Origin of the sequence: Oscillibacter sp. PC13 (genome assembly GCF_900115635.1) — a bacterium.
Lineage (GTDB): Bacteria > Bacillota > Clostridia > Oscillospirales > Oscillospiraceae > Oscillibacter.
Map to the genome: position 1 here is coordinate 148,419 of NZ_FOXE01000004.1, position 18,693 is coordinate 167,111.

The 18,693-nt window shown below is 51.5% G+C and carries 16 protein-coding genes; 7 read left to right on the plus strand and 9 right to left on the minus strand.

Annotation, left to right across the window (positions count from 1 at the left end):
• Positions 1-121: 121 nt before the first annotated feature.
• The 3 genes from BMZ81_RS03635 to nifU all read left to right on the plus strand — a co-directional run bounded on the left by BMZ81_RS03635 (position 122) and on the right by nifU (position 2,764).
• Complete coding sequence (locus BMZ81_RS03635) at positions 122-937, plus strand: M15 family metallopeptidase (RefSeq protein WP_091128733.1); 816 nt, start codon at positions 122-124, stop codon at positions 935-937.
• A 182-nt stretch (positions 938-1,119) separates the two neighbouring features.
• Entirely contained in the window at positions 1,120-2,307 is a 1,188-nt protein-coding gene (locus tag BMZ81_RS03640) for a cysteine desulfurase family protein (RefSeq protein ID WP_091128735.1), read from the plus strand.
• Between the two features lie 13 nt (positions 2,308-2,320).
• The gene (gene nifU, locus BMZ81_RS03645) at positions 2,321-2,764 is read left to right on the plus strand and encodes a Fe-S cluster assembly scaffold protein NifU (RefSeq protein ID WP_091128737.1); all 444 of its coding nucleotides are present in this window, start codon (positions 2,321-2,323) and stop codon (positions 2,762-2,764) included.
• 102 nt (positions 2,765-2,866) lie between these two features.
• Here the strand turns inward: nifU and BMZ81_RS03650 are convergent, their stop codons facing one another.
• Both BMZ81_RS03650 and BMZ81_RS03655 read right to left on the minus strand, forming a co-directional pair.
• Positions 2,867-3,292, minus strand: coding sequence for a hypothetical protein (locus BMZ81_RS03650; RefSeq protein WP_091128739.1), 426 nt, complete (start codon positions 3,290-3,292; stop codon positions 2,867-2,869).
• 85 nt (positions 3,293-3,377) lie between these two features.
• Positions 3,378-3,845: a metallophosphoesterase family protein gene (locus tag BMZ81_RS03655; RefSeq protein WP_091128742.1), complete on the minus strand. Its 468-nt coding sequence runs from the start codon at positions 3,843-3,845 to the stop codon at positions 3,378-3,380.
• A gap of 212 nt (positions 3,846-4,057) precedes the next feature.
• Here BMZ81_RS03655 and BMZ81_RS03660 point away from each other — a divergent pair, with 212 nt between their 5' ends.
• Positions 4,058-4,627 (plus strand): DUF3793 family protein, encoded by a 570-nt coding sequence (locus BMZ81_RS03660; protein ID WP_091128744.1) that lies wholly within the window; start codon positions 4,058-4,060, stop codon positions 4,625-4,627.
• A gap of 363 nt (positions 4,628-4,990) precedes the next feature.
• Complete coding sequence (locus BMZ81_RS03665) at positions 4,991-6,664, plus strand: formate--tetrahydrofolate ligase (protein ID WP_207645604.1); 1,674 nt, start codon at positions 4,991-4,993, stop codon at positions 6,662-6,664.
• Between the two features lie 51 nt (positions 6,665-6,715).
• Here BMZ81_RS03665 and larA read toward each other — a convergent pair whose 3' ends face one another.
• The 5 genes from larA to BMZ81_RS03690 form a co-directional block, all read right to left on the minus strand.
• On the minus strand, positions 6,716-7,972 hold the full coding sequence (gene larA, locus BMZ81_RS03670; RefSeq protein WP_091128746.1) for a nickel-dependent malate racemase, LarAH6 family: 1,257 nt from the start codon (positions 7,970-7,972) through the stop codon (positions 6,716-6,718).
• A gap of 11 nt (positions 7,973-7,983) precedes the next feature.
• The gene (locus tag BMZ81_RS03675; protein ID WP_091128751.1) at positions 7,984-9,084 is read right to left on the minus strand and encodes a C45 family autoproteolytic acyltransferase/hydolase; all 1,101 of its coding nucleotides are present in this window, start codon (positions 9,082-9,084) and stop codon (positions 7,984-7,986) included.
• 559 nt (positions 9,085-9,643) lie between these two features.
• Positions 9,644-9,775: a hypothetical protein gene (locus BMZ81_RS14360; protein ID WP_278308869.1), complete on the minus strand. Its 132-nt coding sequence runs from the start codon at positions 9,773-9,775 to the stop codon at positions 9,644-9,646.
• A 636-nt stretch (positions 9,776-10,411) separates the two neighbouring features.
• Complete coding sequence (locus BMZ81_RS03685) at positions 10,412-11,689, minus strand: FAD-dependent oxidoreductase (protein ID WP_347498046.1); 1,278 nt, start codon at positions 11,687-11,689, stop codon at positions 10,412-10,414.
• 225 nt (positions 11,690-11,914) lie between these two features.
• Positions 11,915-12,649, minus strand: a complete 735-nt coding sequence (locus BMZ81_RS03690) for a hypothetical protein (protein ID WP_091128759.1) — start codon at positions 12,647-12,649, stop codon at positions 11,915-11,917.
• A gap of 289 nt (positions 12,650-12,938) precedes the next feature.
• On the opposite strand from BMZ81_RS03690, the gene BMZ81_RS03695 reads away from it, so the two are divergent.
• Positions 12,939-14,303, plus strand: a complete 1,365-nt coding sequence (locus tag BMZ81_RS03695) for a vWA domain-containing protein (protein WP_091128761.1) — start codon at positions 12,939-12,941, stop codon at positions 14,301-14,303.
• 603 nt (positions 14,304-14,906) lie between these two features.
• On the opposite strand, the gene BMZ81_RS14215 is transcribed toward BMZ81_RS03695, so the two are convergent.
• A complete protein-coding gene (locus tag BMZ81_RS14215) occupies positions 14,907-15,695 on the minus strand; it encodes a hypothetical protein (protein ID WP_242942558.1) in 789 nt (262 codons plus the stop codon).
• A 241-nt stretch (positions 15,696-15,936) separates the two neighbouring features.
• Positions 15,937-17,229, minus strand: coding sequence for an IS30 family transposase (locus BMZ81_RS03705; protein ID WP_091128766.1), 1,293 nt, complete (start codon positions 17,227-17,229; stop codon positions 15,937-15,939).
• Between the two features lie 368 nt (positions 17,230-17,597).
• Between BMZ81_RS03705 and BMZ81_RS14380 the strand changes: the two genes are divergently transcribed.
• Positions 17,598-17,831, plus strand: a complete 234-nt coding sequence (locus BMZ81_RS14380; protein WP_091128768.1) for a glycerophosphodiester phosphodiesterase family protein — start codon at positions 17,598-17,600, stop codon at positions 17,829-17,831.
• Positions 17,832-18,693 lie beyond the last annotated feature (862 nt).

Below are 18,693 nucleotides of genomic sequence, written 5' to 3' on the forward strand. Positions count from 1 at the left end.
TATTAAGAGCCGGCCTCAGGCCGGCCTTTTTGTATTGTTTACAAAAAGGCCCTTGTTTTCGCAGCGAAAAGCCTGTACGATAACATACAAGAAATTGTTGGAGGAGTGTGGCCATTTCCGGATGGCTGGAAAGGAAGCTATGTCCAGAGTTGTAATGAAACACGGCGCTGCACTGCTGCTGGCAGGGGCAATGTTGACATCCACGGTGTTTGCAGAAGCGATAGGGAAGGTTCCTGCGCAGGCAGATTCCGCCGCATTGGTTGAACATGCGGCAGAGCCTTCTTCGGAAAAGGCTGCTGATACAAATTGGCAGTTGCTGCTGGTGAACCCGTGGAATGCGCTGCCAGAGGAGTTTACAGTGGAGCTGGCCTCTTTAAAAAATGGCATGCGGGTGGACGCCCGGATTTATGAGGAACTGAATGATATGCTCTCGGATTGCCTGGCAGAAGGGCTGCATCCGATTGTCTGTTCTGCTTACCGTACACAGGCCACCCAAAGTCGGCTGTACAACAATAAAGTGGCCAGGCTGTGGGCAGTGGGATATAAAAAAGAGGAGGCACAAACAGAGGCTGGCCGCTGGGTGGCGGTTCCTGGCACCAGCGAGCACCAGACGGGCCTGGCCTTGGACATTGTGGCCAGTTCCTATCAAATTTTGGATGAGAAGCAAGAGCAGACGGCGGAACAGCAGTGGCTGATGGAAAACAGCTGGAGGTACGGCTTTATCCTTCGTTATCCCTCTGACAAGGGGAAAATTACCGGCATTGGGTATGAGCCCTGGCACTATCGTTATGTGGGCAAAGAGGCGGCGGCCGCTATGCATGAAAGTGGACAGTGCCTGGAGGAGTATCTGCAAACGCCGATACAGGAGGGGGAGGGCGCCCCAACGGAGGAGCGCACAGAATCTAATGTGGCTTTGCCGGAAACGATGCCCTCCTAGGGGATGACGCAAAAGGAAAAACCGTTTGCGGGGAGCGACTGATACAAATCAAAACCACCAGAAGCCGCGGCAGGTACCTTCTGCCGTGGTTTTCTCATAAAAATCCAAATTCCTACTTGACAACTATGAAATCGTGTGAGATAACTATATCATAGTAAACGAATGGGAATTGGAGGATACCTATGAACGTCTATGCGGATAACGCAGCCACCACCGCTGCCAGCGACACTGCACTGGCTGCGATGCTGCCCTGCTTTCAGGAGATTTACGGGAATCCATCCAGCCTTCACACGCCCGGCCAGCGGGCGGGGGAAAAGCTGGAGGCTGCCCGGGAACTGTTTGCCCACCATTTGCATGCGGACCCGCGGGGAATTACCTTTACCTCCGGCGGAAGCGAGGCGGATAACCAGGCATTGCGGTCAGCGGCCGCCCTGGGAGCCCAAAAGGGCAAAAAGCATATTCTCTCCACAAAATTTGAGCACCATGCAATTCTGCATACGCTGCAGGCTTTGGAAAAGGAAGGATTTGAAGTTACCTTGCTGGACATTCCGGCCGACGGGGTAGTGACGGCCGAACAAGTGCGTGAGGCGATTCGGCCGGATACCTGCTTGGTGAGTGTTATGTTTGCCAACAATGAAATTGGTACGATTCAGCCTGTTTCGGAAATCGGTGCCGTCTGCCGTGCGGCGGGAGTGCTGTTTCACACAGACGCTGTGCAGGCTGCGGGGCATTTGCCCATTGACGTAGAGGCCATGCAGATTGACATGCTTTCGATTTCAGCCCATAAGTTTCATGGACCAAAGGGAGTAGGCGTTCTGTATGCGAAAAGAGGCATTCCTTTGGTAAACGTCATTTATGGCGGCGCCCAAGAGCGCGGAAAGCGGGCCGGAACAGAAAATATTCCGGGAATCTGCGGCGCAGCAGCCGCATTTGATGAGGCATGTGTCAATATGGAGAGAAACGCGGCCTACCTGACGCCGCTGCGGGACAAGCTGATTACAGGCCTGACGCAAATTCCACACAGCATCCTCAATGGAGATGCAAAGCGCCGCCTGCCGGGCAATGTGAACATCTGCTTTGAGGGAATCGAGGGAGAATCACTCCTTTTGCTGTTGGATGAAAAGGGAATTGCGGCATCTTCCGGTTCTGCATGCACATCTGGTTCCCTGGATCCCAGCCATGTTTTGCTGGCACTGGGACGGCCTCATGAGGTCGCGCATGGATCGCTGCGCCTCTCCCTGAGTGAATATAACAGACCGGAGGAGATTGACTATATTTTGGAGACAGTGCCCGGTATTGTTTCTTATCTGCGGGACATGTCTCCGGTGTGGGATGAACTGGAACGGGGCCAGAAACCCCATTTGATTTGAAAGGAGAATCAAGATGGCATTATACAGTGATAAAGTGATGGATCATTTTCAACACCCGAGAAATGTGGGAAAGATGGAGAATGCCGACGGGATCGGCGAGGTGGGCAATGCCAAATGCGGCGATATCATGCGAATGTATATCAAGGTGGACAAGGACACCCAGGTGATTACGGACGTAAAATTCAATACCTTTGGCTGCGGCAGTGCCATTGCTACCAGTTCGATGGCCACGGAGCTGATCAAAGGTAAGCCGATTACAGAAGCGCTGCAGCTTTCCAACAAGGCGGTAGTAGAGGCGCTTGATGGGCTGCCTGCTCACAAAATTCACTGTTCCGTACTAGCGGAAGAGGCTGTTCGGGCGGCAGTCAGGGACTATTATGACAAAAATGGAATTTCCTATGGCGATGAACTGAAGGCCTGCGAAGGCCACTGTGAAACCTGTGGACATGATGCATGAGAGAACGCTGGATATATGGCGGCGTACAGCTGTGCACCGACGGAAAGGATAATAAATCGTAAGATTCCCCGGGGCGCGGAGCGCCCCGGGGAATCTTACGATTTATTGATGTTGATTGGCGGAGTCCTCAGGGTCTTCCAAAGATGCATCATCCGGACTCCGATCGGAGGAGGGATAACAGTCGGCGTAGGCCTCTTCAAATCCCTTTTGATTCTGTGCGTTATTGGGCGACATGCGCTTCCAGCTCATGACAAAGGCCAAAATCATGCCGAAGAGGTATCCAACAGCAGGTGCAGTGGAGGTAAAGCGGATGACCAGTGCGGTAATCACGATGATGAGAACGGAAACCAAAATTGTTACCTGCGTAATACGGCGGTATGCCCGCTTCAAATCAAAATCAGGGCACTCTTTTTTTCGGCGTCTGGCCAAGGGTATAGAGGAAAACAATGCCACCAGTGCTTGAATACCGATGGCAGCCATCAGTACAAAACCACCTGCAGCCGCACCAAAAAAGTAAGAAATTGCCATATAAGCCTCCTTCTATACCGGCAGGAAAAGGGAACTACGAAATAGTATACACGGTTTGCGCACATTTGGCAAGCAAAGGCTCTGTTCAGATCAACGGCATGGGGTGAGCGTCCAAAACTCCGTCCAGGAGGGTAACGAGTCCATAGGAGGGGTGCAGAGAATCTCCGATACTCCCGGGATTCAAAAAGAGACAATTGCCGCGCTTATCCAAGAAAGGACGGTGGGTATGGCCAAATAGAAATAAATCCAAAGATTGCTCCTCCGCCGCATAACCCGCCGCCATCATGGACTGCTTGACACCGTAAGTGTGGCCGTGACAGAGAAGGATTCGCTTGTCCTGCAGACAAAGAAGCTTCTCGGCTGCTTCCGACGGCCGGTAGTCACAGTTGCCAGGCACCTGAAGCAAGGACGTGGCTGGGAAGCACTCATGCAGAACCTCTGCATCCCGCCAACAGTCCCCCAGATGGATAATCAGATTTGGAGAGACCAGCTCCACCGCCCGCTTCATGGGCGAAATATGGCCGTGGGAATCAGAGAGTATCAGAAGCTTCATAGAAAGTGCCTCCTGTTGGAATGGTTTCAGTATACACTGCTTGGAATATTTTCGCAATCACAAGAAAAATGAAGAAAGAATTGACAAAGCAGAAATGGGATGGTAATATAAAAAGTGGTTAGATGAAACTAACTGCAAGGGTGTGCAAATGCCCGTTACTTTTACCCTTGCGGTTAGCTAAAGCTAACTAAAAACGGAGATGGAGGAACACTATGAAACGGACACTGGAGACATTACTGGTTGAACAATGTGCACCGACGCTGGCAGGCGTGAAGCCTGCAAGTCTGTTCCGCTATCAACCCGGTGAGGAACGGCCCGGCAAGGAAGCGGTGGACGGCCTAAGGAAGGATCTGGCCACTTCCGGCCTTACCCTCCGAATCCTAAGGGTATGCGGGCAGACAGGAGCCTATATGCTCTATCTCTATCGAGCCCAATGGCTTCACCAGATTCTTGCAGATTCATCTAACCAAGCGTTTTTACAAAAACAGGGATATCGACTGGAATGCGGCATAGATGGGATTCTCCGGCAGCTGTCTGACCGGCTTTGCATGGAACGAGAATACCCCCATGAAATCGGGGTGTTTTTAGGATATCCGCTGGAGGATGTGGTTGGCTTTATTGAAAACCGGGGCCGGAACTATGTCTGCTGTGGGTATTGGAAGGTCTACGGCGACCCTGCAGCGGCCCTGAAACGCTTTGAATGTTATCGCCGTTGTATGGCGGATTACAAAGAGCGGATTCGAAAAGGCATTCCCCTGGCACGGCTGGTTGTGGCTGCCTGAGACGGAATGTTTTGGGAGACAGACAGTTTCGAAGTGCTGTTCAATTTTTTTGCTTTCACGGATACTCCTTTTCCGAATGGCCCTTGGACGGCATCACGGCCGCCCAAGGGCCAACTCTATTCACAAGTGAAATGGGAAATGGGAGAAAAATTTCCCTTCACAGCCCGCAGCATTTGCGACAGAGCCCGATCTTGTGCTTATCGACAAAACTACAGCATTCTAAAGGTAGTACTTTTTTGAAAGCGCCTCTTTCTTTCTGTAAAAATTTGTGCTATATTCATAGAAAACGGCTTAAAAAGGAAATAAAGTTGTTTGGACCGGCTTAGGCCGGATTTCAGGATAACGAAAAACGGAGGCGGCATGATGCATATTCCATCTGATATCGAAATTGCCCAGTCCTGCCAGTTGCAGCCCATTTCGGCGATTGCAGAAACGGCCGGAATCAGTGAGAACTATCTGGAGCGGTATGGAACTTATAAGGCCAAAGTCGATTACCGGCTGCTGCGGGAGAACAAACGGCCTGACGGAAAGCTGATTTTGGTGACAGCGATTAATCCAACGCCTGCCGGCGAGGGTAAGACCACTACAACAGTGGGACTGGCCGACGCACTGCGGCGGCTCGGCAAGAATGCGGTGGTAGCCCTGCGGGAACCCTCCATGGGCCCTGTGTTCGGCGTCAAAGGCGGTGCTGCTGGCGGCGGGTATGCGCAGGTAGTGCCCATGGAGGATATCAACCTCCACTTCACCGGGGACTTTCACGCCATTGGCGCAGCCAACAATCTGCTGGCGGCGATGCTGGATAACCATATCCAGCAGGGAAATACGCTTGGCATTGATACAAAACGCGTTACATGGAAGCGTGCGGTAGACATGAATGACCGCCAGCTGCGTTTCATTGTGGACGGACTTGGGGGAAGAGTCAACGGATGCCCGAGAGAGGATGGATTTGACATTACGGTTGCCTCTGAGGTGATGGCAGTATTGTGCCTGTCCAGCGATCTGATGGACATGAAGGCCCGTCTGGGACGTATGATTGTTGGCTATACCTATGACGGCCGGCCGGTCACGGCCCATGATCTTCATGCGGAGGGTGCGATGACAGCGCTGCTGAAGGATGCACTGAAGCCCAATCTGGTTCAGACACTGGAGGGAACGCCGGCCCTGATTCACGGCGGGCCCTTTGCCAATATTGCACATGGCTGCAACTCTATTACTGCCACTCGAATGGCGATGCGGCTGGGAGACTATGCCGTCACCGAGGCGGGCTTTGGTGCGGATTTGGGTGCAGAGAAATTTTTGGACATCAAATGCCGCTTTGCCGGTTTCCATCCGGATGCCGTTGTTGTGGTAGCGACTGTACGGGCACTGAAAAACCACGGGGGAGTTCCTAAGGATGCACTGAATACGGAAAATCTGGAGGCCTTGGAGCGGGGGCTTCCGAATCTGCTGCAGCACGTGGAGAATGTGACAAAGGTCTACGGCCTGCCTTGCGTCGTGGCTATCAACGCACTTCCGTCTGATACGGCGGCAGAATTGCAGTTGGTGGAGGACAAATGCCGCCAGCTCGGTGTGAATGTGGCGCTGTCCGAGGTTTGGGCAAAGGGCGGTGAAGGCGGCAGGGCTTTGGCAAAAGAAGTGATCCGTTTGTGCCAAGAGCCAAACACATTCCGCTACTGCTATGACGAAGAGGCATCGATTGAGAAAAAACTCCACGCCATCGCTACAAAGATCTACCATGCTGATGGCGTTATTCTGACAGCCAATGCAAAAAAGCAGCTCCAGCAAATGCAGGATTTGGGCTTTGATCGCCTGCCCATCTGTATGGCCAAGACCCAGTACTCCTTCTCGGATGATGCAAAACAGTTAGGGGCCCCGCGAGGGTTCAAAATTACTGTGCGCAACCTGAAAGTTTCTGCCGGAGCGGGATTTCTGGTAGCGCTGACCGGCGACATTATGACCATGCCGGGCCTGCCCAAAGTCCCTGCTGCAGAGAAAATCGATGTGGATGAAAACGGAAGGATCTCCGGACTTTTTTAATGGAGAAGGGAAGGAGCCCCGCAGCAGCGCTGCGGGGCTCCTTCCCTTCTCTCATGTGGCCGGGCAATACTGTGGAAGCGTAGATCCGCCGTATGGCATCACTAGGACGGAAGCATGCGGCCCCTTTTGAGCAAGTGCAGCCTGTACTGCGGCCTGTACATGCGCAAACGGCTGCAGGAAAATACGATGGACAAGCTCGGGGGACAGATCGGAAACCAGATAAATATCAGCGGTCTGCAGCGCCATTGCAATTGCAGCAGCCTTATGACCGCCAAGCTGAAAGTGCTCCTGTACCCACTGCATCAAATCCGCAGGTCGGGTGGCCCGCAGCATCCAATCCTCAAAGGTTGCTTCGCCAAAGCCCTCCCGGCAGGAACCCATCAAAATGACGATTCCGCCGGGTTTTACCGCATGGATCGCATTGTCCAGAGCTTTTTGTGTTTGGTAAAGGTTTAAGTCTTTTGGAGCACCGCCCTGAGAAGCGATGACAATATCAGCAAGGGCTGGAATCTCCACGCGGTATAAAGTGTCCAAAAAAGCACAGCCAACCCGATGGGCGGCAACGACGTTCCCGGCCACGGCGTGGACAATTTGTTTATGGGCATCCAATACCACATTTACAAGAAAATCCACGCCACACATGGCGGCTGCCTCTTCAATATCCTCCCGGAGCGGATTTCCCGCCAGTACCCCTGCACAAGCGTTTGGATGCAGCATCATGGAGTGATTTGCCTGAATGGCGGCCCGGGTAGAAACGCCTGGCATAATTGCCTTTGCACCGCCGGAGTATCCGGCAAAGTAATGGTATTCGATATTGCCCAGCAAAATTCTGAAATCTGCCTCAGCAACTGTGCGGGTGATGTCAACTGGCGTGCCGCGGGAGGTAATTCCCAGATGGAGGCAGTCATTTGGATCACTGTCAATACAGCGAACGCGCGTGTAAATTGCATCGCCCACGAGTTTTCGCTGCTCCGCATCTGTCTGCGGACGGTGGCTCCCCAAAGCAAAAATGACAGTGATGTCCGCGTCTGAAACTCCGGCGGCGGAAAGTTCCTCCAAAATAGCTGGCAGAATTTGATGGCTGGGGCAGGGGCGGGTGATATCACTGGTGACAATGGTAATGCGCATCCCTGGCCGCACCAGCTGGTGGAGCGGCTTGCTTTCAATGGGTGCCTGCAGGGCACGGCGCACCCCCTCCGTACCGGTTAGGCCGGGAGAACTTGCTTTAGGCGCCAGAATACCCAGAACATTTTCGCTGGGAAGGGAGACGGTCTGAACGCCGTCCCCGAAACCGAGTTCTATTTTCATATCGGCCGCCATCATGAAAGCCGGATCAACTGGTAGGTACAGCTGCAGGGATTGCCCGGTGCGAACAGCATTTCCCGGCGGTCCAGATCCATAATCACGGAAAAAACTGTGCTCATCCGCTTTTCCTCTGGCTCCGTCAGATCCTCATGACGGCAAATGCTGTCCGGATACCCCATGTGATCCCGGAGCATTTCCTGGATATCCTTCGCTGTGATCGCATCACTGGCCCGGTGTCGAATCAGATCCTGTATGCGGCCAAGCCGCAGGTATGTATCCGGCGTGGTAATACGGCCGGTATCCCGAAGAGCAGCCATTCTTGGGCCATAAAAGTGATTGGTATGGGCAATCCAGCCGGATTCCGGATACAGGACATCAATATCTCCCGGGCCGATTTCAATGGAGACAGCCTGGCCGGCCGCACTGGCCATGATAAAATTGGCACAGCAGGCCAACGGCATTTTCCCGGCTGCCTGGATGGCATCGGACAGCGTATGGCTGTTTAAAACACCGCGCAATGCAATATGAAGGGGAACTGTCTGGGCATCTATCCGCTTATCGGAGGCCAAAGCGTTCAGACCGACCCCGACCCCGGCGCTGTTAAATCCTATTTTGCCGACAATACCGGCCTCCGTAATCATCAAAATATCCGGCTTATGCGCCTGTTGAATATGCAGCAGAATGCAGCCTGCTTTTTCCGCCAGCTTCCAGTCCCAGTTCTGTGCAAGCAGGGTTTCCTGATGAGCAGTGATCCACGGCGTGAATGCGCAGGAGGTGCAGCCGCCATCCAGATGTGAGGCAACCTGCGCGCCCTGCAGAACGATTTCACTTCGGACATTTAAACACAGAATTTCCGCAAGAGAGAAACCAGAGCCCTCTGCGATGCCGCGGATTTCCTCCATAATATCGGGGTCATAAGCTTCAATGGCAGGGATAAAGGACAGGGCATAATCCTTTGCCGTGTCCCAGGTGATGCTTGAGTAGTCAAGAAACATCCGCTGGTAATTTTCAACAGATGCCTGAACTTGCGGCTGAGCCAGCTTGCCGTGCTGATAACCGATGTCATGGGGGGAACCGGAGACATGGATCATGGGGAAAGGGGGAGGGATATTCATAATGGTCACTCCTAATCTGTAATGTCCGCATCTGCCGAGAGCAGAAGCCGGGGAGTAAAGAATTTCTACTTTCAAAATAACGCGTTTACAAAAAGATTTCAATAGTTTTCCACAAGGTAGATCCGAAAAACCAGAAGACGGCAACTGCCATGAGAAAGGATTGAGATGAGAAAGGAGGACGATACGCTGCACAGTCCCTGATTGCAGGCCACCGGCATATGCTGTAGTGTGCAATAGGAGGTGCTAAATATGCTCATGCAAGCCGTCGTGATAGATGTACAGTGGGAGCGGCTGCTCGTACTGGATTTGGAAAGCCGAAAAAGAGTTCTTGTGAATACTCCGGATGCGCGTTGGTTCCATCCCGGTGAACTGATTCTCATTTGGTACAATGGCATCATGACCAACAGCATACCACCGCAGATCAGCGCAATCAGTGTTGCTTCGATGCCGCCGGAGGTAATTCCACCCACTGCGCTTCCGCCAGTGGTGCTTCCACCGGTTATACGTCCGCCACTTATACGCCCACCGGTTATACGTCCGCCACTCATACGCCCACCAGTTATACGTCCACCCGCAGGCCGTCCACCCGCAGGCCGTCCACCCGCAGGCCGTCCGCCCGCAGGTCGCCCACCCACAGGCCGTCCACCCGCAGGTCGTCCACCCGCAGGCCGTCCACCCGCAGGTCGTCCACCCGCAGGCCGTCCGCCTATGGATCGCCTACCGGAAGAACGTCCGGAATCTAGACCGCCGCGTGGCCGGCGCTGACAGCTTCAGACCGCCCTCACTTGGGGGCGGTTTCCCTTTTGTGGCGCCCTTCGAATGCGGCGGTGCCTTCCTGCTGCATCGTTCTGCTTGAAAAGAGAATATGAAGGTGGTTAGCGCATATCAGCATTTTTACCGGGCAAACTGCCTTCGAGGTGATAACATGGCGAAACGAGGAATGGCACGGCCGGACTGGACGCATACAAAGCCAAGAAATGACGTCCCACCGGTTCCGGAGATTCAGGGAAAGGCCAAGCACGGGAAGGAACCCGTAAAGCCAATTATCAACGGAACAAACGGACCTGATCTAAAGGTATATCACAAGCTGAAGGGCGATGGTTCTGTTGGTGACAGTAAGCCGTAGGCAATAAAAAGCCGCCCATGAATGAAAGACGGTCTTCGCTGGCGGATAAGGCTTAACCCAGTACTGCCGGGTGCATCCAAGAACGGAATCGTTCCATGGCTGCCAGCTGGAACATCGCATGATTCCAGAAGCTCCAAAACCAAAAGGTTCTGGAGCTTCTGGATCAGACATAACAATGGCGGCTTCGTACCTGCTTCCTTTTCATGATTCATTCCGCTTCAAATCATCCGTGGCGGGATTATCCAAGAGCGTTCCGTCCTCCGTAAAACGCGAACCGTGACAGGGACAGTCCCAAGAGTGTTCCTGCGGATTCCATTTTAAAGCACATCCCATATGAGGACAGCGGTGCTTGGATACGGAAAGCAAATTTACGGCGGCGGAGGAAACGTTGCTCAGGAGCTGAGGGCGCAAAACCGTTCGGGAGGGAGAAAAAACGGCCGCATAGGGCGTTTCCTTTTCCTCGGCCATATCGCTTAAAAGCGTGGCGGCAATCATGGAGGAGGTCATGCCCCATTTGTTAAAACCTGTTGCAACATAAAGATTGGGAGTATTTCTGCTGTATTGCCCAATATAGGGGACAGCATCCAATGTCATGCAGTCCTGTGCAGACCAGCGATATCGCTCTTGTGCGTCCGGGTAATAAGTTCGGGCAAACGATTGCAATTCCGTCCAGTTTCCGCCTTGCTTTCCTGTACGGTGTGATCCTCCACCAAGAAGCAGGAGGTTCTGATAACGGCGAAAAGACAGGCCGGTTTTTGCTTCGTCTACATACATGCCATCCAATTCCGGCGTATGTTCCAAAGCGAGCACATAGGAGCGATGTTGGTACATTTTTATAAAATAAGCGCCATGCTTGTTGATAAGAGGGAAGTGTGTGGCCACAATGATTTTGGAGGCGGTGATCTTTCCGTAATCGGTGAGGACAACATTCCCCTCAAAAGCGCGGGCGGCTGTGTGCTCCCGAATGTTCAGATTCCGGGAGATACCCGCCGCAAGCTGCAGAGGATGGAATTGCGCCTGATTTTCAAATTTGACAGCGCCAGTAACCGGAAGGGGGAGGGGCAGCGTGTCCACGTATTCGGCTCCTGCGCCAATCTGTTCCAAAGCATGCATCTCTTTTTCTAGCACATTCGCCTCCTTAATGGAGTACACATAAGCCGGCTGGGCTTCAAAATCACATGGAAACGCTTTAGAAAGATGGCGGTATCTTTCAAGTGCTGCCTGGTTTGCCTCCCAGTACATACGGGCAAGGTCCACCCCGAAATTTTGAATTAGCTTGTTGTAAATCAACCCATGCTGGGATGTGATCTTTGCGGTTGTATTTCGGGAGATCCCACTGCATATCGTGTCCGATTCGATAAGCAAATAGTTCATGCTGCGTTGTGCCAGCGTATAGGCGCATAAAAGTCCGGCCAATCCACCCCCGATAACCAGTACATCTGTTTTCGTATCATGTTCCAGGTGTGGAAAAGCCGGCATTGACACGGTGTCCGCCCATAGAGAATTTACCATATTCATCACCGTAAATCAGTATGTGCGGATGGAGAAAAATTATGATGACAGAAACCAAAATAATGAAGAGGAAAAAGAGACTGCATGTTGAAAAAGGAGCCCTTCACGGACTCCTTTGCAAATACGCAGGCATATCTCGCAAAAAGACAAATTGAAAACAAATTCAAATAATGACAGATAATGATGGAACGTTCAATACGCATTGAAGCAGCGTTTAATGATTCTGGAATAAAGAAGACCATCCATCTTAAAGAAACCATCAATACACAAATCCGTATCTAAGCGGTTTTTCTGAAATTTATTGGATAATTGTTCTGCAGTCCGAACAGAATGCGCGTTTATTGGGACTCGGCTGACGGCATATTCTCTGAAAACCTGATCGGCCGGGAACCATCCCCAAAATGCAAATTGTCGATGTGGCTGGTAATCCATCTCAAAAATAATAGAATATGGGGACTCAAAGTATTCTTCAAAATAGAAATCAGTTTTTACGCTGCGCACTAGTCCATCCGTGGACTTCAGGAAATACCAAACAATATCCAGCAACTCCCGACACCGTTCCCAAGACGGCGGTGGAGCATCACTATGCTCAATAGCATTCCGAATATCCAAGAGATTTTTGAGCAAAAACGGCTTTGCAAGCCCATAAAACTCAAATAACTCAAAATCGCCTTTTAGCTTTCCGGGAAACTCAATTTTGTCAATGGGATAGAGCGCTTTAATGGCCCGAATCCTTTGGTTTAGGCACCGCTTAAGATTCAAAATGCCATCGCTCATGCTGAAACTGTTTTGGCCTTGCTCGATAAGCGTTTTGGCATGCTCCCAAATTTCATAGGCACGATTTAAGATATGTATATCTACCGAGGAGCTTGCTTCACAAAAAATTGGCCAACTTAGAAAATCATTAGGTATCCAAAGTGCTTCCAATAAAATCAGCCTCTCAAAGCCGGGCGTGCCTGCCCAAAGACATATGTTCTTTATTCCCTGAAATGAGTATAGATAAAGCGAATGGAAAAGTCAAATAAAACGGTGGCGGAGAATATCTGCCGCCTGATGCTTTATTGGAACGAAAAAACTCACAAAAATTGCGGCGCATAAAATTTGACAGTTCGGATGGAACCTTACCCATGGCCTTACAAGAAACAAAAGATCCGGTAAAGCGTATATTGATACTGAGCGGCAACGCTCGAATCAATGCGAAAGAGGTTTTCGATATATGGGTATTATCAGCTCAAACAAGTCCATCGGCGGCATTACCACCATTCCCTGCCGCGGCTCTTTGAATGTGACGATTGGCATGACCGCGGCGCCGGACATTGTGAGCAATCCCACAGACATTGTGCTGATTCTGGACCGTTCCGGCAGTATGGCGGGGCAACCCCTCACTGACTTGAAGAGCGGCGTAGACACCTTTATTGATATTATTGCCGGTGCGACCGGCGGAGCACCCGATCAGATTGGCTCTGGAAGCCATATCGGAATCGTCAGCTTTGACGGGACGGCAACACAGGATACTGGCCTCATCACGTCGGTGGCAACACTCAAGGCAGCCGCGGGCGCGCTGGTGGCCGACGGATCGACGAACCATGGAGACGCCTTCACACAGGCAACAAACCTGCTGAGCGGTTCCACGAATAACCGCGTTATGGTGATGTTTACCGATGGTGTGACCACAGCGGGGCCGGATCCTGCGCACATTGCAGCGGCAGCCAGAGCCATGGGCATTACCATTTACGTGATCGGTCTTATCGGCGATACGGGAATCGACGAGAATGCGCTCAGAGACTGGGCCACCGACCCGGATATCACTCACGTGGCTATTGCGCCGACCAGCGCAGAACTTGACCAGATCTTTGCCGATCTGGCGGCCAATATCACCGTTCCCGGGGCGACAAATATCGTCATCAATGAGGCGCTCAATCCGGATTTTGTGATTACAGGTACGCCGGTTGCCTCGGTGGGAACGATTTCGCTGCTGACGGGAACGTCTTTCCGCTGGTCCATCGATCAGCTTGGCGCCACCGCCACCGAGAGCGCGACCGTGACCTTCCCCATCCAGCATATCGCCGACACAACGGGCACAAAGAATGTGGATCAGGCCCTCACCTACACGGATACAGAGGGGAACGCGGTCACCTTTGGCAACCCGGCTGTGTTTGTGAGCTGTGAGCCGACCTTCCCGGCCGATGTCTGCCCGGAGCCTGTGAATGTCACCGTAGAAGGCTGCGAGGACTTCGTGGAGTTTGACGCAAGTGACTTGACTCTGGAGGATACCGGGCGCATTTTACAGCTGGATGTCAACCTCCTGAACATCTGCCCTGGCAGGCGGGTTGCGCTGGCAGTGGTGCTGACGGAAGTGGAAAACGGCGTAACGGTCCCACGGGGCATGAAGACATTTACCATTCCGGCCCACACGCGTCAAACTTGCTCCGATGTGCTTGTCACCTGCATCCGTTTTATCCTGCCGGATGACGGAAGAGAGCCTTGTGCGGAGCGTGAGCTGCAGGCAAAGTTTATGGCGCACTATATCGATAACGACTTTTCCTGCTGTCCCGCTGCTGTGGTGGCTGCGCAGGAATAATCCTGATTGGAAAACGCGGAGAAGGGAACGGGATATCCCGTTCCCTTTTCTGAAAGGAGGTCAATACGCTTGTCAAACAACGTTCCATGGAATCATTCCGAAACTTGCAGCAACGCTGGGGCTGCTAATTTGTGCTATAAAATCACACTGCTGCCCACAGGGAAGCCCTGCATGCATGACGTCACCCAGTGGAGTGGAGGGTTATCCTTATCTCCGGGAACTGTGATGGACGACAGTGGCCTTGCTTGCGTCTGCCCTGTATCCACAATCACCCTTCCACCATGCAGGCACTATGAGGCCGCACGGCTGTCCGTTCCGGTTGAGATACCCTGCCGGGCAATTGGTGGATGCAGCAGCTGCCTCCCTGGTTGCCTTTGGACCAGCACGGAAAAGCAGGCAAACCCCTCCGCCGTCCGCGCCGGGGATACAGTTACCTATACGGTGACATTTACGAACCATTCTTCCGTCTCGCTGGATATGGTCTGTATTTCTGATGACATTCCGGAGGGGGCGGCCGTGATACCGGATTCGATTCACCCGGCGCCGGGGCCGGGTGAATCACTGCAAACCGGAATCTCTCTGGGGCGCTTGGGCGCTGGACAGTCAAGCGTTTTGACATATGCAGTCATCGCCAATTTCGGCGCATCCTGTCAGCTTGTAAACTGTGCCCGCGTCAGGTACTGCTATACGGATTGCAGAGGCTGCTGCCAATACGGCATGAGCGGCTTGCGAAGCTGCATTGTCAGGCAAATTCCGGCCAATGCCAGGATTGCGGTCACAAAATGCGCCAATAAAAATTCCGTGTACCGCCGCTGTGAAGAAATCCAATATACCGTGACCATATCCAATCCCGGAAAGGAGACGCTCACAGATGTGGTTGCATACGACAATGTCCCTCAGGGGCTTTGCTATAAGCCAGGCTCCACTGTCAAAAACGGTGGAGAAGCAGTTGATGAGAATCCACAGGATGGGATTCCAATCGGGACACTCAATCCAGGCGAAAGCCATTCCATTGCGTTTATTCTGCTTGTTTGCATAGAGCCCTGTAGGAGTTGTCCGGTGACTGCGTTCATCAACACAGCAAGCGCAAAGTGCCGCGCTGGTAAACTCGCACTTTGCGCGAAGAGCACTCCGTGGGTTGTGACACTGGAAAACGATTGTATTTCCCAATGCGTACAAAAGCGGCTTTGCATAGCGGACTTCAAACGGATCAGATATTACTACGTCTACCATAGAGGTGTGGATTGCTTTGAAACCGATTACGGGTGCATCATTATCGTTAGGTTCGGCATTGCCATAAGATATCTTAACAGAGACGGAGAAAAAAGAATCAGGTTCTTTGAGGATAGCATAATTTTCTGCGGCATTCCGGAGAAGTCCGATCTCGCTCACCTCATGGTACACTTCTCAAATCTTTCCTGTGACATTGATTGCTTCGGCGGCATGACTATCCGGTTTGAAGCTCGACTGCGCTGTCCTTAAACATTCGCGCGCCTGCAGCATCAATTCTCTAAAAGGAGCGGCATAAGCAAGCAAGGCAAAAGAAAAAGCGGGGCCGTCAAGTACGAGGTGGATTGCAAAAGTTACTTCCACCCCTGAAACCGGATATATTCCGAATAACGGCAGCTTGTTTTTACTTCTTGAGCAGGCGGGGTGTCAGGTTAATATCGTTTGCGGGGATCTCCTGAATGCCGAGGGACGGCAGAATGGTTTCGCCGTATAAGAAGCTGAACAACCGGTGTGCAGACTGGTTATTCAGCTTCTTTCTCGTATAGGAGTTCATGTGGCTCATCATGAGCAGGATGTCGCTTTGCTGCAAAGAGTCAAAGGATGTACCCTTCGGAAGAATCCGGCGGATAAATTCATGAGTAACCTCACATCCGCCCTTTTGGTCGGAACGCTGGGGATCGCAATAAAAAACTCTGCTTCGCACCTCTCCAAATTCGGTACATTCAATGGACACAGGGTCAGTGAATTCGCTTCCTCTGTCCGTCAGAATAATTGGGGACAGACAGCAATACTGTTCATGACCAAGTGTCTCATACAACCATTCAAAAACCTCTGTGACAGACCGTGCGGTGTTTCGGTCTCTTAAAAACGCCAGCATAAGGTTCGAGCTGCGGAAGAACACCGTCAGCAGCACCTTGCCGCCTTTGCGCCCCTCTACGGAATCAATTTCCACGACCGGAATATCCGGATTGACTGCGGTGTATTCCAGAAAATCTTCATAGGTTCTGCCCAGATGGCACTGCTTGTCTACCCGTATTGCCGGCTTTTTCTTACGCACCTTGTAGCGCACCTTCCTGGGCAAATCAATATTCCCAACGGATAGAAGTCTGGCATCCACATAGTTGTAGATGGTTCTCTCATCCAGCATGATTTCGTCGGCATTGTTCACGCAGAGCTGGTGAATGGATTGCCCCTGTTTAATGGACGGTGAGATGATGCGGTCGATTCGGTCAAGCTCAGCTGGTGTTACGGCAAAGGCTTGCCTGGACTCGCTGCGAGTGGCTTCGTATTCTTCCTGAGCAAATTTTGCTTCATAAACATGACGCTCCAATTTGCAGCTGGTGCGCTGCTGGCAGCCGTTGCAGACATACGGAGGCTTGCTCAGTTTGGCGCATTGGGTCGGTTGAAAGTCTGGGCAGGCCTCGAAACATTTGGCCTTGTAGCAGGAGTGACATGGCTTCCCATAAGCGAATTTGCAGGGGTTGCACAAATCGCCGTAGTGCTTACAATCCTTGCGGACAACACACGGGTTGTATCCTCCAGCCTGCTTCAACTTGATGTGTGTGCGGACTTCTTTGGAAATGGTTGTAGGATCTTTTCCAAGTTCTGTGGCAATGAAAGAAAAGCTCTTTCGCCCTCTGAGCCCAACCCCAATAGCGATCCGGTCGCTGAGGGTCAAATGTGTATTCTTGGCCATGGTTTTCTCCATTTTCCGCTGCTGTCATCCGGAGAAGACGAAGGGGCTCTGCCCCTTAAACCCCGAGGTTTATCGTTTTTGTTTCCGGGAAGGCAGCAAAAAGACAGCACCCGTTAAGATGCTGCCTTCCCGCAAACCCTATGTGCCGCTCAGGTCGCTCCTCAGCGTTGCCCTATCCTGCGCATAGGTAAAGCATTTGTATTGTAAGGTACCGTTGGAACCACGTCAAGGGCTGTGGAAATGTTTGCAAGAGTTACTTCCGGGAATCTTTTTGCAAAATTAACTTCAGCCCGACCGACCTTCCAACCGGAATTTAGTTTTTCTATTGAGCCAACCAGTATAATATTGATTTTGTTGACGCATTCAGCGTGGAGACGACTGTGCTTACTAGAGAAATGGTTGCACTGGTTCATAGTCAAGGAAAAGAGATATGTGGCTGGACGGCGAATTCGCTAGAAACCATTGAGAAAAATTTGCGGTGCGGGGTCGACGGCATTGTCGCGGACAACCCAAAACTGGTTAAGCAGTACGCCATGCAGAGATGGGATAGCCGGCTGTTAAATGCGATCCGCAAAATCTTTTTTGATGAGAATGTAAAATAATGGAGGAATATGTCACGAATAAAATGAGCATTTTGCGTAGTGCGCTGCATTGGACTAGGGGGTGTCTACAATTCGAGATTTGTCAAACATCTGTATACCTGACTTTTTGAAATTCGAAATAAGATTTATCGAGCAGATCCGCATAAAGCACGATAAGCTATATATTCAAAGAGCCGCCCCCTCAAAACGGGAGGGCCCTTTCGCATACGCTCAATAGCTTGACTCAATGACATTGCCCAAACCGGGAAGGGCTTTTTTCATGGCTTGTCCATGCTGGCCTCTGCCAGCCATTTTTGTACGGTATAGTCCCACTCTTGGGTCACCCGTCCAATATGCACGTATGCTTCCAGATTAAAAAGACCGTCGACAAACGTCGACGGTCTTTTTAAGTAATTATAGGATCTGACAAAACTCGGAAGAATCAATGGTTTGCAGGCTGTCAGCAAGAGATTTTGTATCTATCACTTTTTTATTGAATGGAACAATTAGGTTTGGTATAATAATTTGATGTTGGGGTCAAAAGTAAGTATTTTCACCATCAGGAGCTATAAAACAAAAAATGACCGCCTCTAAATACGAAAGCAGTCAAATCTTCGGCGTGTTTTTGGGGGCCTTTTCGCCGTACTCTATGTGAGAAGTGGGTTGCAGGTACAACAATAGAAGCCCCTTCGTTGCCGAAGCAGCTTTCTAAAATTGATTGCTGAAATTTTGGCTCCAAAGAAGAATTTACCAGGGATCTTCCCCCGTACCGGCATATCGTCAACATGATAGCAGTTGCGCAAAATGGAAGGAACCGCTTCAACGCCATTCCGTATTCTTCTCCAGTTCTGAAAGTCTTCCGCCCCTATAAAGCGCTGTTGTT